The organism is Amycolatopsis sp. NBC_01286 (assembly GCF_035982555.1).
Classification (GTDB): domain Bacteria; phylum Actinomycetota; class Actinomycetes; order Mycobacteriales; family Pseudonocardiaceae; genus Amycolatopsis.
The window spans coordinates 5842528-5860638 of sequence record NZ_CP108428.1; the positions used below are offsets into that span (position 1 = coordinate 5842528).

The 18111-nt window shown below is 72.8% G+C and carries 16 protein-coding genes; 4 read left to right on the forward strand and 12 right to left on the reverse strand.

Translation table 11 applies throughout. The features are described 5' to 3' along the window. The first annotated feature begins 102 nt into the window (after positions 1-102). Entirely contained in the window at positions 103-513 is a 411-nt protein-coding gene (locus OG570_RS28120) for an ATP-binding protein (protein ID WP_326951045.1), read from the forward strand. A gap of 21 nt (positions 514-534) precedes the next feature. On the opposite strand, the gene OG570_RS28125 is transcribed toward OG570_RS28120, so the two are convergent. The 6 genes from OG570_RS28125 to OG570_RS28150 form a co-directional block, all read right to left on the reverse strand. Then, positions 535-1266, reverse strand: coding sequence for a GAF and ANTAR domain-containing protein (locus tag OG570_RS28125; RefSeq protein ID WP_247053711.1), 732 nt, complete (start codon positions 1264-1266; stop codon positions 535-537). A 255-nt stretch (positions 1267-1521) separates the two neighbouring features. Further along, positions 1522-1824, reverse strand: a complete 303-nt coding sequence (locus tag OG570_RS28130) for an STAS domain-containing protein (RefSeq protein ID WP_247053708.1) — start codon at positions 1822-1824, stop codon at positions 1522-1524. Then, the gene (locus OG570_RS28135) at positions 1821-5909 is read right to left on the reverse strand and encodes a SpoIIE family protein phosphatase (protein WP_326952183.1); all 4089 of its coding nucleotides are present in this window, start codon (positions 5907-5909) and stop codon (positions 1821-1823) included. The genes OG570_RS28130 and OG570_RS28135 overlap by 4 nt, the downstream gene beginning before the upstream one ends. Before the next feature lie 68 nt (positions 5910-5977). Beyond that, the gene (locus OG570_RS28140) at positions 5978-6403 is read right to left on the reverse strand and encodes an ATP-binding protein (protein ID WP_326951042.1); all 426 of its coding nucleotides are present in this window, start codon (positions 6401-6403) and stop codon (positions 5978-5980) included. Next, on the reverse strand, positions 6400-7785 hold the full coding sequence (locus OG570_RS28145) for a PP2C family protein-serine/threonine phosphatase (protein ID WP_326952184.1): 1386 nt from the start codon (positions 7783-7785) through the stop codon (positions 6400-6402). Before OG570_RS28145 ends, OG570_RS28140 begins: the two co-directional genes overlap by 4 nt. Further along, the gene (locus OG570_RS28150; protein ID WP_326951040.1) at positions 7785-8138 is read right to left on the reverse strand and encodes an STAS domain-containing protein; all 354 of its coding nucleotides are present in this window, start codon (positions 8136-8138) and stop codon (positions 7785-7787) included. The genes OG570_RS28145 and OG570_RS28150 overlap by 1 nt, the downstream gene beginning before the upstream one ends. Before the next feature lie 233 nt (positions 8139-8371). Here OG570_RS28150 and OG570_RS28155 point away from each other — a divergent pair, with 233 nt between their 5' ends. Next, entirely contained in the window at positions 8372-8686 is a 315-nt protein-coding gene (locus tag OG570_RS28155; protein ID WP_326951039.1) for an STAS domain-containing protein, read from the forward strand. A 6-nt stretch (positions 8687-8692) separates the two neighbouring features. Here the strand turns inward: OG570_RS28155 and OG570_RS28160 are convergent, their stop codons facing one another. Beyond that, positions 8693-9901, reverse strand: a complete 1209-nt coding sequence (locus OG570_RS28160; protein ID WP_326952185.1) for a PP2C family protein-serine/threonine phosphatase — start codon at positions 9899-9901, stop codon at positions 8693-8695. A gap of 81 nt (positions 9902-9982) precedes the next feature. Between OG570_RS28160 and OG570_RS28165 the strand changes: the two genes are divergently transcribed. After that, the gene (locus OG570_RS28165; RefSeq protein WP_326951037.1) at positions 9983-10639 is read left to right on the forward strand and encodes a histidine phosphatase family protein; all 657 of its coding nucleotides are present in this window, start codon (positions 9983-9985) and stop codon (positions 10637-10639) included. On the opposite strand, the gene OG570_RS28170 is transcribed toward OG570_RS28165, so the two are convergent. The 3 genes from OG570_RS28170 to OG570_RS28180 form a co-directional block, all read right to left on the reverse strand. Then, positions 10636-11355, reverse strand: coding sequence for an SDR family oxidoreductase (locus tag OG570_RS28170; RefSeq protein ID WP_326952186.1), 720 nt, complete (start codon positions 11353-11355; stop codon positions 10636-10638). The genes OG570_RS28165 and OG570_RS28170 overlap by 4 nt on opposite strands. Positions 11356-11414: 59 nt before the next feature. Further along, on the reverse strand, positions 11415-12251 hold the full coding sequence (locus OG570_RS28175) for a helix-turn-helix transcriptional regulator (RefSeq protein ID WP_326952187.1): 837 nt from the start codon (positions 12249-12251) through the stop codon (positions 11415-11417). A gap of 111 nt (positions 12252-12362) precedes the next feature. Beyond that, positions 12363-13946, reverse strand: a complete 1584-nt coding sequence (locus tag OG570_RS28180) for an alkaline phosphatase D family protein (RefSeq protein ID WP_326952188.1) — start codon at positions 13944-13946, stop codon at positions 12363-12365. Positions 13947-14099: 153 nt separating this feature from the next. Here OG570_RS28180 and OG570_RS28185 point away from each other — a divergent pair, with 153 nt between their 5' ends. Beyond that, positions 14100-16343, forward strand: a complete 2244-nt coding sequence (locus OG570_RS28185) for an extracellular catalytic domain type 1 short-chain-length polyhydroxyalkanoate depolymerase (RefSeq protein ID WP_326952189.1) — start codon at positions 14100-14102, stop codon at positions 16341-16343. Between the two features lie 4 nt (positions 16344-16347). Here OG570_RS28185 and OG570_RS28190 read toward each other — a convergent pair whose 3' ends face one another. Together OG570_RS28190 and OG570_RS28195 are read right to left on the reverse strand one after the other, a co-directional pair. Then, positions 16348-16851: a methylated-DNA--[protein]-cysteine S-methyltransferase gene (locus tag OG570_RS28190; RefSeq protein ID WP_247053685.1), complete on the reverse strand. Its 504-nt coding sequence runs from the start codon at positions 16849-16851 to the stop codon at positions 16348-16350. A 17-nt stretch (positions 16852-16868) separates the two neighbouring features. Next, on the reverse strand, positions 16869-17777 hold the full coding sequence (locus tag OG570_RS28195; RefSeq protein WP_326952190.1) for a glycoside hydrolase family 16 protein: 909 nt from the start codon (positions 17775-17777) through the stop codon (positions 16869-16871). Positions 17778-18111: the final 334 nt, after the last annotated feature.

Below are 18111 nucleotides of genomic sequence, written 5' to 3' on the forward strand. Positions count from 1 at the left end.
TTCGCGCCGCACCAGGGCCGAACGGCCGCCCGGTCGCGGTGACCGTTGGTTGAGAACCCGCACGGGTGGGTAGCAAACCCACAGTCCCCCGAGGAGGTGAATATGGAAGAGCACGGATCGGATGGATGGAACTACCGCGGCACGATCACCCCGCGCACGTTGCCGGGTCTGCGCCGCCATCTCATGTCGTGGCTGCGCAGAAGAGCCGGCGACGAGGTGGGCCGTCAGGCCGACGAGATCGTCCTGGCCTGCTGGGAGGCGATGGCCAACGTGCTGGACCACGCCTACGGGGGCCGGCCCGGCGAGATCGACGTCCGGGCGCGGATCGACGACCGGGTCCTGATCGTCACGATCGCCGACCGGGGCAGCTGGCAGGCCCTGGAGGAGCAGGCCGGCCGCGGCCGCGGGCTGCGGCTGATCCAGGCGCTGGTCGACGGGCTCGACCTGCGCTCGACCGACGACGGCACGGTCATGACGCTGACCTGGCCGTTCCCGGTCCGCCGCAGCGCCTGAGCGGCAGAGGACCGGACGCCGTCAGCCCGGCGTCGCGCCGTCGGACAGCTCGGCGACGAACCGGGCCGCGATGTCCCGCAGCTTCACGTTGGTGCGCTGGGACTCCGTGATGAGGCGCTTCATGGCTTCGTCGGCGGAGATCCGGTGCACGGCCATCAGGATGCCCTTGGCCTGCTCGATCACCGCCCGCGATCTCATCGCGGCCTCGAGCTCGGTGGCCCGCTGCCGGGCTTGGTGGTAGCGCCGCGTGGTGCGCAGGCCGAACGTGACGATCGTGGTGTAGAGCTTCAGCAGCTGGGAGTCGGTCTCGGCGAACCCGTGGTCGCCGAAGCCGAAGAGGTTCAGCGCGCCGCCGAGGTGCTCGTCGACCCGCAGTGGCGCGGCGAGGTAGCTGCCGACGCCGACGCTCCCGGCGTACTCGGTGAACTCCGGCCACACCCGCCCGGCCGTGGCGAGCGGCACCCGGACGATCTCGCCGGACGCCGCCGCCTGCAGGCAGGGGCCCTCACCGGCCGCGTACTGGACGTGGTCGATGTCGACGGCGCGGTCGTCGGTGGCGGCCGCGGTCGTCGGCTCGCCGTCGCGGATCGCGGTGATGCTGGCCATGTCGGCGCCCGGGATGGCCCGGATGGCCTCCGCGCAGACGGCCTGAAGGATCTCTTCGGCGGATTCGGTCTCCAGAGCACCCGTGAGATCCGCCATGGCGGCGGTCAGCTCGTCGAGGTCCTCGGCGGGGATCGGCGCACCGGTCACTGCTCAACTCCGTCCGGGCCGCTGCGGTCAGGTCTCGAACCGCTGCTGCTTCAACGGAACGGCGAAACCCTACCCGCGCCGGTCGCGCCCTCCGCAACTCTGGGCCCGGTACGGCGGTGGCACCGGCCCGGAGCTCACTGCTGAACACCGTGGGTTGGCTGCCGGGACGCCACCTGGTGACCGCCGGCAGTGCCACCCACCCATCCAGCCGTCACTGCCCCACGCGTACCCCAGCGGGCCTGATCCCAACCGGGCTCAGCGGATCGTGACCTCGGCGACCCTGGTGAGCCCCGACACCCGCAGCACCCGGCCGAGCAGCCGCGGGGCCACCAGCCGCAGGTCGTGGGAGCCGGCCCGGTCGAACAGCACCGCGACGCCGGCGCTGTCGAGGTAGGTCACGCCGGTGAGGTCGACCGTGACGGTGCCGCCAGCCGCCAGCTCGCGATCGAGCGCCGAGCCGAACTCGGCGGCGTTGCTCATGTCGATCTCGCCGGTCACGGTGAGTGTCCGGTCTCCCGCGTCATCGGGACCGGGGACCAGGGTGAGTGCCGTCGTCACGAACCGATTCTCCATTCCAAGGTGACGGTGGTGCCCTCCGGGTCGTGGCGGACGGTGACCGCGTCGGCCAGCGCCTTCATCATCGGCATGCCGCGCCCGCGCAGCACGTGGTTGTCGGGCGGCGGCTGCTTCCAGTGGCCGCGGTCGGTGATCGTCACGACCAGCCGGGCGCCGCTGAGGCTCGCGGACAGGTGCGGGTTCGCGCCGTCGCCGTCCACGTAGGCGTGTTCGACCGCGTTCGCGCAGGCCTCGCCCGCGGCGACCAGCACGTCCTGCGCGAGGTCTGGGTCGAGCTCCGCGGTGGCCAGCCACGCCCGCAGCCAGTGCCGGGTCGCGGCGAGGCTGTCCGGGTGTGCCGCGAACTCCATCGTCAGCGGCGGCACGGTCCGGCGGTAGAGCAGCAGGGCGACGTCGTCCTCGTAACCGTCGGCCGGGCGCAGCGAGGTCATCAGCGTGCTCGCCAGGTCGGTCAGCTCGGCGTCGTGCGCGCTGTGGGCGACGCCGTTCGCGCGGTCGATGCCGTCGTCGAGCGACTCGCGGCGGCGTTCGACGAGCCCGTCGGTGTAGAGCATGAGCAGCGAGCCGATGGGGACGACCGCCGTGGCTTCGGGCCGGGCTCCGGGGACGCGGACCGCGAGCGGGACGCTGCCGCCCGCGTCGAGGGACTCGGCCGTGCCGTCCGGGTGGATCAGGGTCGCGGGCGGGTGCCCGGCGCTGCTGTAGGTGAGGGTGCCGGTGGCGGGGTCGAGGACACCGCAGAACACGGTGGTGCACAAGGCATCCGGCACCTGGGCGGCGAAGCGGTCCAGCGCCGTCAAGGTGTGCGACGGGCTGCTGGCCTCGAGCAGCAACGCCCGGCAGGCGCTGCGCAGCTGGCCCATCACGGCCGCCGCGGGCAGGCCCCGGCCGACGCAGTCGCCGACCACGATGCCGATGCGGTCGTCGTCGAGGGTGATCACGTCGTACCAGTCGCCGCCGACCTCCAGGGGCGGCGTCGCCGGCTCGTAGCGCACCGCGAACCCCTCGGGAAGCCGGGCGGGGCCGAGGATCGAGCGTTGCAGCGCGAGGGCGACCTCGCGCTGCCGGTCGTCGCGGTGCGCGCGGCGCAGGGCGTGCGCGAGGGTGCCGGCCAGCAACGCCAGCAGCGTCTGGTCCTCGGTGCCGAGCGGCCGCCCGGCCGCGGGCTCCACCCAGAGCGTCAGCTGCCCGTCGGGGTGGTCGAGGGTGGTGCCGGCGGCCGCGCCCGCCGTCGCCGCGTGCAACGCGGGCAGCGAGCGGATGCGGTCGAGCGTCGTGCGCACGGAGGAGTCGAGGTCGGCCCACCGGCGGTCGCCGGGGTCGGTGGAGGTGAGCCCCGGTTCGCCGATCCGCGGCCAGGTGACGGCGAGCACGCGGTCGGCCCGCCACAGGTCGCGCAGCAGGTCCACGGCGGCGCCGAGCACGGCCGGGACGCCGCTTTCCCCGGTGAGGCGCTGGTTCATCGCCGCGAGCGCGGCTTCCCGCTGCACGGCGTAGCGCTCGGCGGTGACGTCGCGGATCGTGCCGACGAGGCGGCGCCGGCCTTCGTCGTCGTTCAGCTCGTTGTACGCGGTCGCGGCCCAGACCCGGTGGCCGTCGCGGTGCCGCATCGGCAGCACGAAACTGCCGGTGGGCTCGGCCTTGGCCCGGGCGAGGGCGTCGAGCACCAGCCGGTGCCCTTCGGGATCGGTGTCCGCGGCGGGCAGCCAGGGGAACGGCTGGGCGTAGGGCAGCCCGTCCGCGCCGTAACCCAGCAGCTCGGTGAACGCGGCGTTGATCTCCACGATCCGCCCGTCCGCGTCGCCGACGAAGAAGCCCTCCTGCAGCGAGTCGATCATCGCCGCGCGCCAGCGCGTGTGCTGCGTCCGCAGCCGGGCCAGCCGGATCGTGGTGCGCACCCGGGCGAGCAGTTCCCGCGCGGAGAACGGCTTCACGAGGTAGTCGTCGGCGCCGGCGGCCAGCCCGTCGACCGCGGCCTCCTGCCCGGCCCGCGCCGAGAGCAGGAGCACCGGGACGGCGGCCGTGCGCGGGTCGCCGCGCAGTTCCGCCAGCAGGGCCAGCCCGTCCAGCCGCGGCATCATCACGTCGCTGATGATCAGGTCCGGCGGGTCGGCGGCCGCGGCGGCGAACGCCTCGACGCCGTCGCGCACCGACGTCACGGCGTACTCGTCGCGCAGCAGCCGGGCGAGGTACTCGCGCATGTCGGTGTTGTCGTCGGCGACCAGCACCCGCGCCCCGGTGAGCCCGGACGGGACGACCTCGGCCGCCGGGCCGTCGTCCGGTCCCGGCAGCCAGCGCAGGGTTTCCGCCACGAACGGCTCGACGGCCTCCGCGGCGATCCCGCCGTGCGCCGGCCCGGTGGCGACCTGCTCGGCGGGCAGGTGCCCGGTGCCCAGCGGCAGCCGGATGCGGAACGTCGTGCCGGCGCCGGGCGTGCTGTCCGCGGTGATGGCGCCGCCGTGGATGCCGACCAGCTCGCGCACCAGGGCCAGGCCGATCCCGCTGCCCTCGTTCGACCGCGCCCGCGCCGAGGGAATGCGGTGGAACCGCTCGAACAGCCGGGGCATCTCGTCGGTGGCGATGCCGATGCCCGTGTCGCTCACCCGCACCTCGGCGTGCTCGCCGTCGCGCCCGGCCGACACCCGGACCGTGCCGTCGAAGGTGTACTTGACCGCGTTGGACAGCAGGTTGAGGACGACCTTCTCCCACATCCCGCGGTCGACGTGCACCGGTTCGCCGACGGGCTCGCAGTCGACCTCGAACGCCAGCCCGGCCCGCTCGACGGCGGCGCGGAACACGCTCGCCAGCTCCGCGGTGAACTCCGCGAGGTCGACCGGCTCGAAGCGCGCCTGCATCCGGCCCGCCTCGATCCGGGAGAAGTCGAGCAGGTTGTTCACCAGCCGCCCGAGGCGCACGGCGTTGCGGTGGATGACGTCGATCTCTTCGCGCACCGCTTCGCCGGCGCCGGCAAGCGTCTCCCGCAGTTCGGCCGCCGGCCCCAGGATCAGGGTGAGCGGCGTGCGGAACTCGTGGCTGACGTTGGAGAAGAACGTCGTCTTCGCGACGTCCAGCGCGGCCAGCTCCTCGGCGCGCTCCTGCTGCACCTGGAAGGCGACGGCGCCGTTGACCAGCGCCGTGGTCTGCTGGGCGACCAGCCCGAGGAACGTCCGGTAGTTCTCGTCGACGGCGTGCCCGCCGCTCGCCGCGAGCACGATCACCCCGGTGGCCGGGGTGTCCGCGGCGCCGGGCAGCGGCAGCACCACCGCCTCGGCGGGCGCGGTGGACCAGCCGCCCGCCGGCAGCTCGCCGAACTTCCCGGTCAGCCCGGACACGACACGCGGGACGCCGTCGGCGAGGACTTCCGCCAGCGGCCAGCCCTCCGGGTCCCCGGAGCCGCCGGGCGTCACGGCGGCGAGCGTGAGGTCATCGGTGCCCGGGCGGCGGACGTGGATCGCGGCGTAGGGGACGTCGGCCCCGGCGCGGCCCAGCACGTCGGTCACCAGCTCGCAGGCTTCCGTGACGGTGCGGGCGATCCCGGCTCGCGCGCCCAGCTCGCGCAGCGCGGCGAGCCGGCGCTCGCCGATCACGCGCTCGGTGCTGTCCGTGCAGGCGGTGAACACGGCCTGCACCGCGCCGTTGTCGTCGTGCAGCGGGCTGTAGGAGTACGTCCAGTACGTCTCTTCCCAGTAGCCGTGCCGGTTGACCGGCAGCAGCATGTCCTCGGACCAGGTCGCCTCGCCGGTCTCCATCACCCCGGCCAGCATCGGCCCGATGATGTGCCAGATCTCGGACCAGACCCGCTCACCCGGCTTGTCGAGCGCCGGGTGCTTGGTGCCGAGCAGCGGCAGGTAGGCGTCGTTGTAGAGGAACCGCAGGTCCGGTCCCCACCAGACGATCATCGGGAAGCGGGAGGTCAGGCAGATCCGCACCGCCGTCGTCAGGCTCGGCGGCCAGCCCTCCGGCGGGCCCAGCGGCGAGGACGCCCAGTCGAACTCCCGCATCCGCGTCGCCATCCGGCTGGTCCCGGGGATGACGGCACCGGGGCCGGACTCGTCAGCGGCGGTCATCTCTCTCCCGGGTCTGGGCTCCGCAGAAGCCTACCGGGGTGCCGGGGGCCGCGCTGATCCGTGCGGGCTCAGCTCGCCGGGTCGGTCCGCCAGGTCATCGTGATCGTCGTGCCGTCCTCGCGGTGGACCTGGGCGCACTGGTCGGTGAGGCTGTCGATGAGCAGCAACCCGCGGCCGCGCAACCCGTTGGTGGGCACCGGCGTGCGCCAGTCGCCGTAGTCCGTGACGGTGACGGTCAGCCCGCCCGCGAACGCCTCGGCCCGGACGTCGACGTAGCCGGCTTCCTGGTCGCGGTAGGCGTGTTCGGCGGAGTTGGCCATCGCTTCGTAGCCGGCGAGGACGACGTCCTCCGCGCGTTCGGTGCCCAGGCCGAGCGCGCGCACCCAGCCGGCCAGTGCTTCGCGCAGCTCCGGCAGCCGGTCGGCGAGTGCGACCGTGCGGCGCTGGAACAAGGTCGGGGAGGGAGGTGCGCCCGGGGGGACGGGTTCCGTCATGGGCGGTCCTCTCCGCGGTGACGCACGTGGATCAGCGCGATGTCGTCGTCGTGGCGCCCGTGCGTGAGCTCGTCGACGAGGGTGTCCCACGCCGCTTCGAGGTCGGTCGCGGCCAGCAGGCCCGGGATCCCGGCCAGCAGCCACTCGATGCCCAGGGTGAGGTCGCGGGTGCGGCTCTCGACCAGGCCGTCGGTGTAGAGCACCAGGTCGGTGCCCGGCGGGAACGTGGTGGTGTCTTCGGGGAACGCCGAGCCGACGCCCAGCGGCTGCGCCATCGCCTCGCCGAGCTGCTCCACCGGGGCACCGGGCCGGATCAGGATCGCCGGCAGGTGCCCGGCGTTCGCGAAGCTCAGCGTGCCGTCCGGGTGGAGGACCGCGTAGAAGCACGTGACGAAGCTCCCGCCGAACAGCCTGGCGGTCAGCTCGGAGACGTTGCGCAGCACTTCCGACGGCGTCAGCTCCAGCTGCGCGTAACAGCGGATCGCCGTCCGGACCTGGCCCATCACGGTCGCGGCGGTGACGCCGTGGCCGACGACGTCGCCGATCACGAACGCGGTCGCGCCGGAGGGGAGCCGGATCACGTCGAACCAGTCGCCGCCGATCTTCGTCCCGGTGGCCGCGGGCAGGTACCGGGTGAGGACGTCGAGGCCGGGCAGGTCCGGGACGACCGGCAGCATGCTGCGGGACAATTCGGTGACGAGGGTGCGCTCGCGCTCGTAGAGGCGGGCGTTGTCCAGCGCGATGGCCGTGTAGCCGGCGATGCCCTCGGCGAGGTACTCGTGCCGCTCGGTGAACCGGGCGGAGCCGGGGTGGCCGAAGAAGAACCCGCCCAGCACCTCGCCGGTGGTCGGGCTGATCGCCGAGACCGCCAGGTAGCTGCGCACGGGCAGGTGTCCCTCGGGCATCCCGTGGTGGGGCGCGTTCTGCCCGAACCGCGGGTCCGCGGTGATGTCGGGGCTGCGGACGGTGCCGGTGCCGTCGAAGGTCGGGCCGAACACCGCGGTGTTGCGCGGCATCGGGAACCGCTCGAACGCCGCCCGCGGCACGCCCGAGAGCGTGTAGAGGGTGTACGACTCGCCGACATCGTTGACGAGGTTGTAGAAGAACGCGCCGAAGTCCGCGCCGGTCGCCTTCGTGGCGGCGTCGGTCGCGTCCTGCACGATCCGGCCGAGGTCCAGCTGGGCGGTCAGCCGCCGGCCGACCGAGTGCAGCGCGTCGATCACCGCGGCGTCGCCCTGCAGCCGCGCCACCGTGTCCGCGAGGTCCGCGGTGGCGGCCCGCACCGCGGCGGCGACGGCCTCGGTCACGGCCGGTTCGTCCGCCCCCTCGACGAAGGCCCGGCGCACGGCGTCGAGGACTGCGTCGACGGGGGGCGGGGACATCAGGGACTCAGTGCGTCGGTGAGCGACGGGAAGATGGCGAGCTCGTCGGTCAGCCGCGTCAGCTGCAGCGGGCGCAGCGTGATCCGGCCGTTCGCCACCACGCGCAGCGGGGCGGAGCCGGAGTCGCCGCGGTGGGCCCGCACGAGCTCGGCCATCCCGGCCGAGGCCAGGAAGGTGACGTCGGTCAGGTCGATGACCAGCACCGCCGGTTGCTGCCGGGAAGCGCGGTCGGCGAACTGCCGCAGCTTCGGCGCGAGAGCGAGGTCGAGGGCACCGCTCACCCGGAGCACCGCCGCGCCGTCGCGGTGCTCCAGGACGACGGTGCCCGCGGCACCCACGTCCGGTTCGGCCATGGTCACCATCCTGCCCGTTCGCGCGCGCGAGGCAAACCCGTGGGTGCTGAAACGGCACAGCCGCGGTGCGGCGGGCATGATTGGTCACGGTTGAGCAGACAGCCTTCGTGATCAAGCGCGCCCGCCGGACGTCCCGGCGGCGCCGCCGAGGGCGGGAGAGACACATGACCGAGAACACCCACACTGAAGGCTCCCCGGCTGCTGTGCCATTCGGCGAGTTCAGGATCGCCCGAATGGAGCAGGACGGCGCGGTGGTGCTCGAGGTCGCCGGGGACGTCGACACGACGACGGCGCCCGCGCTGGTCCAGGCGGCGGACGAAGCGCTCGCCGCGGTACCGAGACTGCTCGTGGTGGACCTGAGCCGCGTCGAGTTCCTGGCTTCGCCGGGGCTGACCGCGCTGCTGATGATCCACCGCAACTCCGCGGCGGGCACCACCGTGCGGATCGTCGCGACCGGCCGCGCCACCCTGCGCCCGATCCAGCTGACCGGCCTCGAGGACAGCCTTTCGCTGTTCCCGACCCGGGAGGCGGCGCTGACGGCTTCCTGAGCCGCCTCAGGCGTGGCGGTGGACCACGAGCAGGGCGACGTCGTCCTGCGCCGGCCGGGAGCCGATCATCGCCGCCATCAGCTGCGCGCACACGCGCTCGGGCTCCCCGGCCCGCACGGTGGCCGCGAGGTCGGTCATGCCGGCGTCCACCGCCCGGTCCCGGCGCTCGACGAGCCCGTCGGTGTAGAACACCAGCACCCCGCCCGGCGGCAGGGCGACGACCGTGGTCCGCCGGTCGGGGTGCCCGATGGTCAGGCCGATCGGCGGGTCCGGCGGCGCCGTGACGAGCTCGCCCGGCTCGCCCGGGCGCGCCAGCACCGGCGGCAGGTGCCCGGCCAGCGACAGCGTCAGCGTCTCCCGCGGCGGATCGATGATCCCGTAGGCGACGGTGGCCATAGCGCCGTGCTCGAAGTGGTTGGCCTTGCGGTCGAGCTTGCCGAGCGTCTCGGCCGGGTCGTCGCAGTCGAGGGCGTAGGCGCGCAGGGCGCTGCGCAGCCGGCCCATGATCACGGCCGCCTCGAGCCCGTGCCCGGAGACGTCGCCCATCACGACGCCGAGCCGGTCGCCCGGCAGCGGGAACAGGTCGTACCAGTCGCCGCCGAGCCCGGCCTCCGCGCCGGGCACGTACCGGGCGGCGAAGCCGAGACCGGGCAGTTCGGGCAGCCGGTCCGGCAGCAGGCTGCGCTGCAGGGCCATCGTGGCGGTGCGGTTCTCCTCGAGGGCCTCCACCTGGATCGCCATGGCGAGGCGGTCGGCGAGCAGCTGCAGGGTGCCGACCTCGGCCTCGGAGAACCCGCGCGGCCGCACGGATCCGACGTGCAGGACGCCGACCAGCTCGCTGCCGGTGATCATCGGCACGCCGAGCATGGCGTGCAGGCCGCGTTCCCACAGCAGGGAGTTCACGACGGTGGTCTCGTCGACGTGGTCGAGGGCGACGGGCGTGCGGTCCTGGGCCACCCGCCCGGCGAACCCGGTGCCGACCGGCACGCGCACGCCCTGGTGGACCTCTTCCTCGATGCCCGCGGCCGCGATCGCCACGAGCTGCTGCCCGCCCGGCTGGTAGCGCAGCACGGTCGCGGTGTCGACCTTCAGCACCTCGCGGACGCGGTCCAGGGTCGCGGTGAGCAGCTCGGTCAGGCCGAGGTGGCCGGCGGGGGCACCGATGATCGTCTCCAGCAGCTGCAGCCGGTCCTGGGCGTCGAGGCTCCGCGACATGGACCGACCCTAGCCGGACGTTGTTGGCGCGCCTAACCATCCCGGGTTTCGCGGGTGGGTCGCCGGGGGTACCAGCCGCGCGTGAAAGTCGACCTGGAATGGGTGGGTGTGCTGCGGCACGGCGAGAGCACCGGGAACGTCGCCCGGGAGGTGGCGGAGACGGCGGGCGCCGACGTGATCGACCTCGCCGAGCGCGACGCCGACGTGCCCCTGACCGGGCCGGGACGGGACCAGGCCGCGGCGGCGGGGGAGCTGCTCGCCGGGCACCGGCCGGACGTCGTGGTCACGTCGACCTACCGCCGCGCCTGGGACACCGCCAAGCTGGCCGCGCCGGCCGGAGTGGCGATCGTGCCCGACGAGCGGCTGCGCGATCGCGAGCTCGGCGTCCTGGATCTGCTGACCTCACACGGCGTCCGCGAGCGCTGGCCCGACGAGGCCCGGCGCAAGCGGCGGCTCGGCCGGTTCTACTACCGGCCCCCGGGCGGCGAGTCCTGGGCGGACGTCGTGCTGCGGGTGCGCTCCCTGCTCGCCGAGCTGAGCGCCGAGCGGCCGGGCGCGCGGGTCCTGCTGAGCGCGCACGAGATGACGGTGTTCGCCCTCCGGTACCTGCTGGAGGGCCTGCCGGAACCGGACCTCATGCGCGCGGCCGCCGCCACGGCGGTCCCCAACGGCTCGCTGACGACCTGGGAACGCGACCGCGACGGCGGCTTCACGATGGTGCTGGCGCAGCGGACTTAGCGCTGGGCGGTGGGCCGGACCACGAGCTCGTTGACGTCGACGCCGTCCGGCTGCCCGATGGCGTACGAGATCGCGCCGGCGATGGCGTCCGGCGGCATCGCGTGCGCGCGGTAGGCGACCATCGCCTCCTTCGCGCCCGGCTCGGTGATCGTGTCGGCCAGCTCGGACTCCACGACGCCCGGCGAGATCGTCGTGACGCGCAGGCTCGGGTCGGACTCCAGCCGCAGGCCTTCGGTGATCGCGCGCGCCGCGTACTTCGTGGCGCAGTACACCGCCGCCGTCGGCACCACCTCGTACGCGCCCGTCGAGGCGATCGTCACGAAGTGGCCGCCGCCTTGCCGCTCGAAGTGGGGCAGCGTCGCGGCGATCCCGTTGAGCAGGCCGCGGACGTTGACGTCGAGCATCCGGTCCCACTCCTCGACGTGCCGGGAATCCAAGCGGGACAACGGCATCACGCCGGCGTTGGCGACGAACACGTCGATCCGGCCGTGGTCGCGCACGGCCGCGTCGGCGAACGCGGCGACGTCGGCGCGGTCGGTGACGTCCAGGCCGTGCACGTCGGCGCGCCCGCCCGCCGCCCGGATCTCCGCGGCGAGGGCGTCGAGGCGGTCCTTCCGCCGGGCCCCGAGCACGACGTGGTGGCCTTCGGCGGCCAGCCGCACGGCGGTGGCGTGGCCGATGCCGCTGCTGGCCCCGGTGATGAGGACGATCTTCACTGACGTTCCTTTCCAGGGTTTCGGGCAGCACAAAATAGACTGTCCAATGTGGAATACGCTTAGCGGTTGACGTTCTCCGGCGCGCTTTCGGCGGTCAGGCTGCCCAGCAACGACAACGCCGCCTCCGACGGGCTGCTCGGCTCCGCTTGGTAGACGACCAGCTGCTGCCCGGGCGCGCTGTTCACCGTCAGCGCCTCGTAGCTCAGCGTCAGGTCGCCGACCAGCCGGTGGTGGAACCGCTTGGTCTCGTGGGTCTTCTGCCGGATGTCGTGGCGCGCCCACAGCCTGCGGAACGCCTCGCTCTTGACCGACAGCTCGCCGACCGTCTCGATCAGCAGCGGGTCGTCGGGGTCGATCCCGGCGGCCGCGCGCAGACCGCCGACCGTGTTGGCCGCCACGCGCTCCCAGTCCGGGTAGAACGAGCGGGCGTCCGGGTCGAGGAACACCAGCCGGACCAGGTCGCCGCTGTGGGTGTGGCCGTCGAACAACGCCCGGCCCAGCGTGTTGTGCGCCAGCACGGTGAGGCACCGGCCGAGGACCACCGCGGGGGTCGCCGGCCAGCCCGCCATCAGGCGGACCAGGTTCGGGCTGACCTGCTCACGCCGCCGGGCGCGCCGACGGGCCGCCGGGCGGGCCAGCCGTTGGAGGTGGGCGGTGGCGTCGTCGTCGAGCACCAGGGCGCTGGCCAGCGCGTCGAGCACCTGCTCCGACGGGTGCCGTTCGCGGCCCTGTTCCAGCCGGACGTAGTAGTCGGTGCTGACGCCGGCCAGCAGCGCGACCTCTTCCCGGCGCAGGCCCGCGACGCGCCGCCCGCGGCCGCCGGGCATGCCCAGCTCCTCCGGACTGACCTGCGCACGGCGGGCCCGGAGGAACTCCCCGAGTACGTTTCCATCCATGCCCCCGCCGCCACCCTCAACGGAGGAGCTTCGCTCCGCTGGCTTCTCTTCAGCCACGAACCGAGGCTAACCCGGATCAGGCGGGGGTGAGTGGCCGCGCCGCACCCACCCTCAGGTGAGGCGGATCGACGGCCCGTCGACGAGGCCGTCGTCCGTCGTCCGCTGCATCGTCGCCCACGCGGTGCGCCCGTCGACGTCCAGCGTCATCACGGCGTTGCCGAAGTGCGGCCCCGAAACGCAGTCCCACGTCAGGTCCGTGGGCTGGACGCCGGAGCGGCGCGCGAGCCACCCCATCAGCCCGGTCAGCCGCCGGGACCAGCCGAGCCGGAACACCCGGTTCATGTACCACGGCACGGTGTTGTGCATCGGCGAGCAGGTGAGCTGGTGCACCGGCGCGGCCGGTGCACGCGGGAACCGGGCCCGCGCGACGTAGGCGTGGTGGACGTCGCCGGAGAGCACGTTGACCGAGGCCGCGCCGTCGTCGGCGACCCGGGCGATGAGCTTCGCCAGCCGGTCGAACGACTCGCGGAACGCCGGCCAGTGCTCGAGGTCGGCGAACTGCCGGAACCACTCGGCGGCCTTGCCGCGCACGCCCGGCCGGGTGCACGCGCGTTCGTTGATCGACTGCGCGAAGGACAGCGCGGTCGGCAGCAGCCACGGCAGTGACGTGCCGATCAGCAGGTGGTCGACGTCGCCGCCGGCCTGCTCCTCGATCCAGTGGAACTCGTCCTCGCCGATCATCGACCGCACGCCGCCTTCGAGGATGCGCCCGGCCCGCGAGTCGATCACGAGCAGCCGGACCGGGCCGAAGTCGCGCCGGTAGGACCAGCGCGTGCCCTTGGCGCCGTCGGCCTCCCGGTCGGCGCGGTCGGCGAACTCGCGCAGCAGCTCCGCGTTGTCCGTGCCGGACGTGCCGACCTGCTGGAAGAGCTTGTCGCCGGCGAGCTCCTCCGGACCGAGGTTGCCCAGGTGCTGGTAGATCCAGTACGACACCAGCGCGCCGCGGATGCGCTCGGGCCACCACGACGTGGCGGCCATCTCCGCCCGCCAGGCCTGCGAGGTGTTCCAGTCGTCGCGGACGTCGTGGTCGTCGAAGATCATCGACGTCGGCAGCGTGGAGAGCAGCCAGCGCACGGCCGGGTCGGACCAGGCCTCGGAGTAGAGGTGGCAGTACTCCTCGAAGTCGGCCACCTCGGAGCCGGGTGGCTGCGAGGTGTCACGACGGCTCGCGAGCCACTTCTGCGTGTCGTCGGTGGTTTCGTCGGCGTAGACCTGGTCGCCGAGCAGCACCAGCGACTCCGGCCACTCCTCCTCGGCGAGCTTGGCCATCCGGCGGGCGTACGCGGCGAGCGCGTCCTGCCCGAGGGCGTCCTGCTCGCGCGGCTTGCGGCAGGAGCCGAACACCAGCCGGAACCGGGAGTCCTCGGGGGAGAGCGTGCGGATCCGGCTCGGCGGCAGGTCACCGCCGGGTTCGGGCCAGACGACGTCGCCGTCGAGCCGGACCTCGTAGGGCGTGCTCTTCGCCGGTTCGAGGCCGGTGAGCACGACCAGCGCGTAGTGGTGGCCGGAGACCTCGAAGGTCCGGGCGGTCGCGTCGCCGGCGCCGACCTCGCACGGGCCGTCCGTCTCGACCCAGATCGTCGCCGACGTGGCGTCGACGTGCCGGAGGAGCGGGCCCAGCAGCAGCGCGGTCATCCGGCGATCCTCCCAGAACCGCGTCGTCCCGGCCGTCCGGCACGCAGTGGGTGGTGCGAAAGCCCCCGAAACATACCGATAGTCGTTGACCGGTTCCGGGGTGCGACGAACGATCGAGAGCGCTGCGCGCCCTGCCCCGGAAAGGAATCCCGAGTGAGAAGACTGCTCACTGTGCTGCTGGCCGCCGTCGTGCCGGTGGTCGCCGCGGTCGTGCTGCTCGCCGCGCAGCCCGCGTCCGCGGCGTCGCTGACCCGCGTGACCGGTTTCGGCACCAACCCCAGCAACCTGAACATGTACACCTACGTCCCGGACCGGGTGGCGGCCAAGCCGGCGCTGCTGGTCGCGATCCACTACTGCACCGGCTCGGCTTCGGCGGTCTTCAACGGCTACGCCCGCGACTACGTCACCGCGGCCGACCAGTACGGGTACGTCATCGTGTTCCCGGAGGCCACCCGCAGCGGCGCCTGCTTCGACGTCTCCTCACCGCAGGCGCTGACCCGCGGCGGCGGCAGCGACCCGGTCGGCATCCTCTCGATGGTCGACTACGCGAAGCAGCACTACAACGTCGACCCTTCCCGGGTCTACGTCACCGGGTTCTCCTCGGGCGCGATGATGACGAACGTGCTCGCCGCGGAGTACCCGGACGTGTTCGCCGCCGGGTCGGCGTTCATGGGCGTGCCCGCCGGCTGCTTCGGCACCACCGACGGGTCGAGCTGGAACTCCCAGTGCGCGAACGGCCAGCTGACGAAGACCGCGCAGCAGTGGGGTGACCAGGCCCGGCAGATGAGCGGCGGGCGCAGCGGCCCGTACCCGCGGATGCAGCTGTGGCACGGCACCGCCGACGACACCCTGCGCTACCCGAACTTCGGCGAAGAGGTCAAGCAGTGGACCAACCTCGCCGGGGTGAGCCAGACGGCGTCGGTGACCGACCAGCCGCAGTCCGGCTGGACCCGTGCCCGCTACGGCGGCACCGGCGTCCAGGCGCCGGTCGAGGCGATCAGCGTCCAGGGCGCCGGGCACGTGCTGCCGCAGAGCGGCATGGTGGGCTACGCGATCGCGTACCTCGGCCTGAACAGCGGCGGCACGGCCACGACCACGCCGACCACCCCGACCACTCCCACCACGACGACGTCGCCCCCGCCGGCGACGGGCACGACGCTCGGCGGCGCGGCGGCGCGGACCGGCCGGTACTTCGGCACGGCCGTCTCGGCGAGCCGGCTCTCGGACAGCGTGTACACCGGCATCCTGAGCCGTGAGTTCAGCATGATCACGCCCGAGAACGAGATGAAGATCGACGCGACCGAGCCGAACCAGGGCCAGTTCTCCTACGGCAACGCCGACCGGATCGTGGCCCAGGCCAGGTCCCAGGGCGCCCAGGTCCGCGGGCACACGCTGGCCTGGTACGGGCAGCAGCCCGGCTGGATGCAGGGCATGGAGGGCTCGTCGCTGCGCTCGGCGATGCTCAACCACGTCACCCAGGTCGCGACGCACTACCGCGGCCAGCTCTACTCGTGGGACGTGGTGAACGAGGCGTTCGCCGACGGCGGTTCCGGCGCCCGCCGCGACTCCAACCTGCAGCGCACCGGCAACGACTGGATCGAGGCGGCGTTCCGCGCCGCCCGGGCGGCCGACCCCGGCGCGAAGCTCTGCTACAACGACTACAACACCGACGACTGGAGCCAGGCGAAGACCCAGGCCGTGTACCGCATGGTGCAGGACTTCAAGTCCCGCGGCGTGCCGATCGACTGCGTCGGCTTCCAGTCGCACTTCAACAGCGCCAGCCCGGTGCCGTCGAACTACCAGACCACGCTGCAGAACTTCGCCGACCTCGGCGTGGACGTGCAGATCACCGAGCTGGACATCGAGGGGTCGGGCACCACGCAGGCGAACAGCTTCCGCACGGTCCCGAACGCCTGCCTCGCGGTGGCGCGCTGCAACGGCCTGACCGTGTGGGGCATCCGGGACACCGACTCCTGGCGCGCGTCGGCCACCCCGCTGCTGTTCGACGGCAGCGGGAACAAGAAGGCCGCCTACACCGCGGTCCTCGACGCGCTGAACGGCGGCACCACGACCACGCCGCCCACCACGACCACCCCGCCGCCGACGACCACGACCCCGCCGCCGTCGGGCGGGTGCACCGGGACCTACGCGAAGACAGCGGAGTGGAACGTCGGCTTCAACGGCCAGATCTCGGTGACGGGCTCGAACAACTGGGTGCTCACGATCACCTTCCACGCACCCCAGAAGGTCATCGGCAGCTGGAACTACACCGGCACCTGGGACAGCACCGGGTACGTGCTGACCGCGAAACCCAACGGCAGCGGCAACGTCATCGGGTTCACCGTCGAGCACGGCGGGAACCTGACGGCGCCCACCGTGACCTGCGGGACGTCCTGACGGGTCAGAACAACCGGCCGACCTCGTCCGCGGGCGGCTCCTCCAGGCTCAGGAGGAACCGCTTGCGGGCCAGGCCGCCGGCGTACCCGGTCAGGCTCCCGCTCGTGCCGACCACCCGGTGGCACGGCACGATGACGCTGATCGGGTTCCAGCCGTTGGCGTTGCCGACGGCCTGCGCGGCACCCGGGTCGCCCAGTGCGGCGGCCAGCTGCCCGTAGGTGCGGGTCTCGCCGAACGGGATCTTCGTCAGCAGGTCCCAGACCTGCTTCTCGAACGCGGAACCACGCGGCGCGAGCTCGAGGTCGAACTCGCGCCGCGTGCCCGCGAAGTACTCGCCCAGCTGTGCTTCCACGACCTCGAAGCCGGTCTCGGTGCGCTCCCCGAGGTCGGTCATCCGGGGCGTGCGCAGGTGGCCGTCGAAGTAGAGGCCGAGCAGCGCACCGGCCGCGTCACCGACGAGGGTCAGTGGCCCGATGGGGGAGTCGATGACGGTGTGCCGGACGCTCATGGCGCCAGCTTATCGGCTCAGGAATCGCTGACCTTGACCGACAGCGAGTCGACGCTCATCTCGGCGCCCGGCGTGATGTCCGCACTCGGGGAGGTGCAGCCGCAGACCTTGTTCGGGTAGGAGCCGCCGATCGCGACGTCGAAGATGACGAAGAAGCCGTGGTCGACCGCGGCCTTCCAGGTCGCGTCGGACACCTGGTTCTGCTTCACCGAGTAGGTCTGGTTGCCGTCGAGGTAGAACCGCAGTTCTTCCGCGGCGGCGTCGCGGCGGTCCACCACGACCGAGTAGGAGTGGTAGCCCTCCTGGCAGCCCGGGCAGTCCTGCAGGTCGCTCGTGATGCCGTCCGGGTCGTGGCACTCGCCCTGCCACTGTCCACAGTGGAAGGTGGTGGAGTGCTTGCTGAGCGCGTTGACGTCCTCCATGATGTCGAGCTCGCCGATGCTCGGCCAGTTCGTCGCGCCGACCGGCCGCGCGTCGCCGCCCATCGCCCAGAACGCCGGCCAGTAGCCGAGCCCGCTGGCGGGGGACGGCTGCTTGAGCGACGCGCTGATCTCCAGCTGCCCACCGGCCGGGGCGGCGAAGTCGGTCCGCTGCGTCTCGATCCGGCCGGAGGTCCAGTTGCCCGCGGCGTCACGCAGCGGCTTGATGGCGAGGTGGCCGGCGCCGTCGTGGTAGACGTTGTCGGTCGAGTCCGTCGCCGTCTCGAGCTCGCCGGTGCCCCAGGCCGCCGCGCCGCCCGGGTAGCCGGTTCCCCTGTCGTAGAGCCAGTCCTGGGTGTTCAGGCCGGTACCGGCCGCGCCGTCGAAGTCGTCCTGGAACACGGTGGTCCAGGTCTCCGCGGCGGACGTCGTCGCGGGGGCGAGGAAGGGCAGTGACAACGTTGCCATCACGGCGGTCAGTCGCAGGAAACGCTTGCTGGGCTGCATGGGGTCCGCTTTCTCTGTGATGAAGCCGGAAAGGGGGTGCGTCCACCTGCGAGGCCGTCCACTGTCACCGACCGTTCGCGGGGAAGTCAAGGCCCCTGCCCGGAATTACCCGCGACCCGGTACCCGGGGGCAGTGCCCGGCCAGGATTGTTTGAAAATTCTCCGTGCGGGGCATCGCGCGCGCCGGGTGCGAACGGTGGTCTAGACCTACCTTGGAGGGGTTGTCAGGCCCGGCCAGCGGCGTTCATAGTTTGTTGGCGTCCACAACGAATCTGCGAGCGCGGCCTGTGTCTCCATTGTGGAGCACGCCGCGTGTTCTGGTAATCCTCAAAGTG

Bases quoted from the DNA above. Each gene is read 5' to 3' on its own strand.
- OG570_RS28120 (WP_326951045.1), top strand. From the start codon at position 103: ATGGAAGAGCACGGATCGGATGGATGGAACTACCGCGGCACGATCACC.
- OG570_RS28140 (WP_326951042.1), bottom strand. From the start codon at position 6,403: ATGACGGAACCCGTCCCCCCGGGCGCACCTCCCTCCCCGACCTTGTTC.
- OG570_RS28135 (WP_326952183.1), bottom strand. From the start codon at position 5,909: ATGACCGCCGCTGACGAGTCCGGCCCCGGTGCCGTCATCCCCGGGACC.
- OG570_RS28180 (WP_326952188.1), bottom strand. From the start codon at position 13,946: ATGACCGCGCTGCTGCTGGGCCCGCTCCTCCGGCACGTCGACGCCACG.
- OG570_RS28155 (WP_326951039.1), top strand. From the start codon at position 8,372: ATGGAGCAGGACGGCGCGGTGGTGCTCGAGGTCGCCGGGGACGTCGAC.
- OG570_RS28190 (WP_247053685.1), bottom strand. From the start codon at position 16,851: ATGAGCGTCCGGCACACCGTCATCGACTCCCCCATCGGGCCACTGACC.
- OG570_RS28160 (WP_326952185.1), bottom strand. From the start codon at position 9,901: ATGTCGCGGAGCCTCGACGCCCAGGACCGGCTGCAGCTGCTGGAGACG.
- OG570_RS28150 (WP_326951040.1), bottom strand. From the start codon at position 8,138: ATGGCCGAACCGGACGTGGGTGCCGCGGGCACCGTCGTCCTGGAGCAC.
- OG570_RS28175 (WP_326952187.1), bottom strand. From the start codon at position 12,251: ATGGATGGAAACGTACTCGGGGAGTTCCTCCGGGCCCGCCGTGCGCAG.
- OG570_RS28145 (WP_326952184.1), bottom strand. From the start codon at position 7,785: ATGTCCCCGCCCCCCGTCGACGCAGTCCTCGACGCCGTGCGCCGGGCC.
- OG570_RS28195 (WP_326952190.1), bottom strand. From the start codon at position 17,777: ATGCAGCCCAGCAAGCGTTTCCTGCGACTGACCGCCGTGATGGCAACG.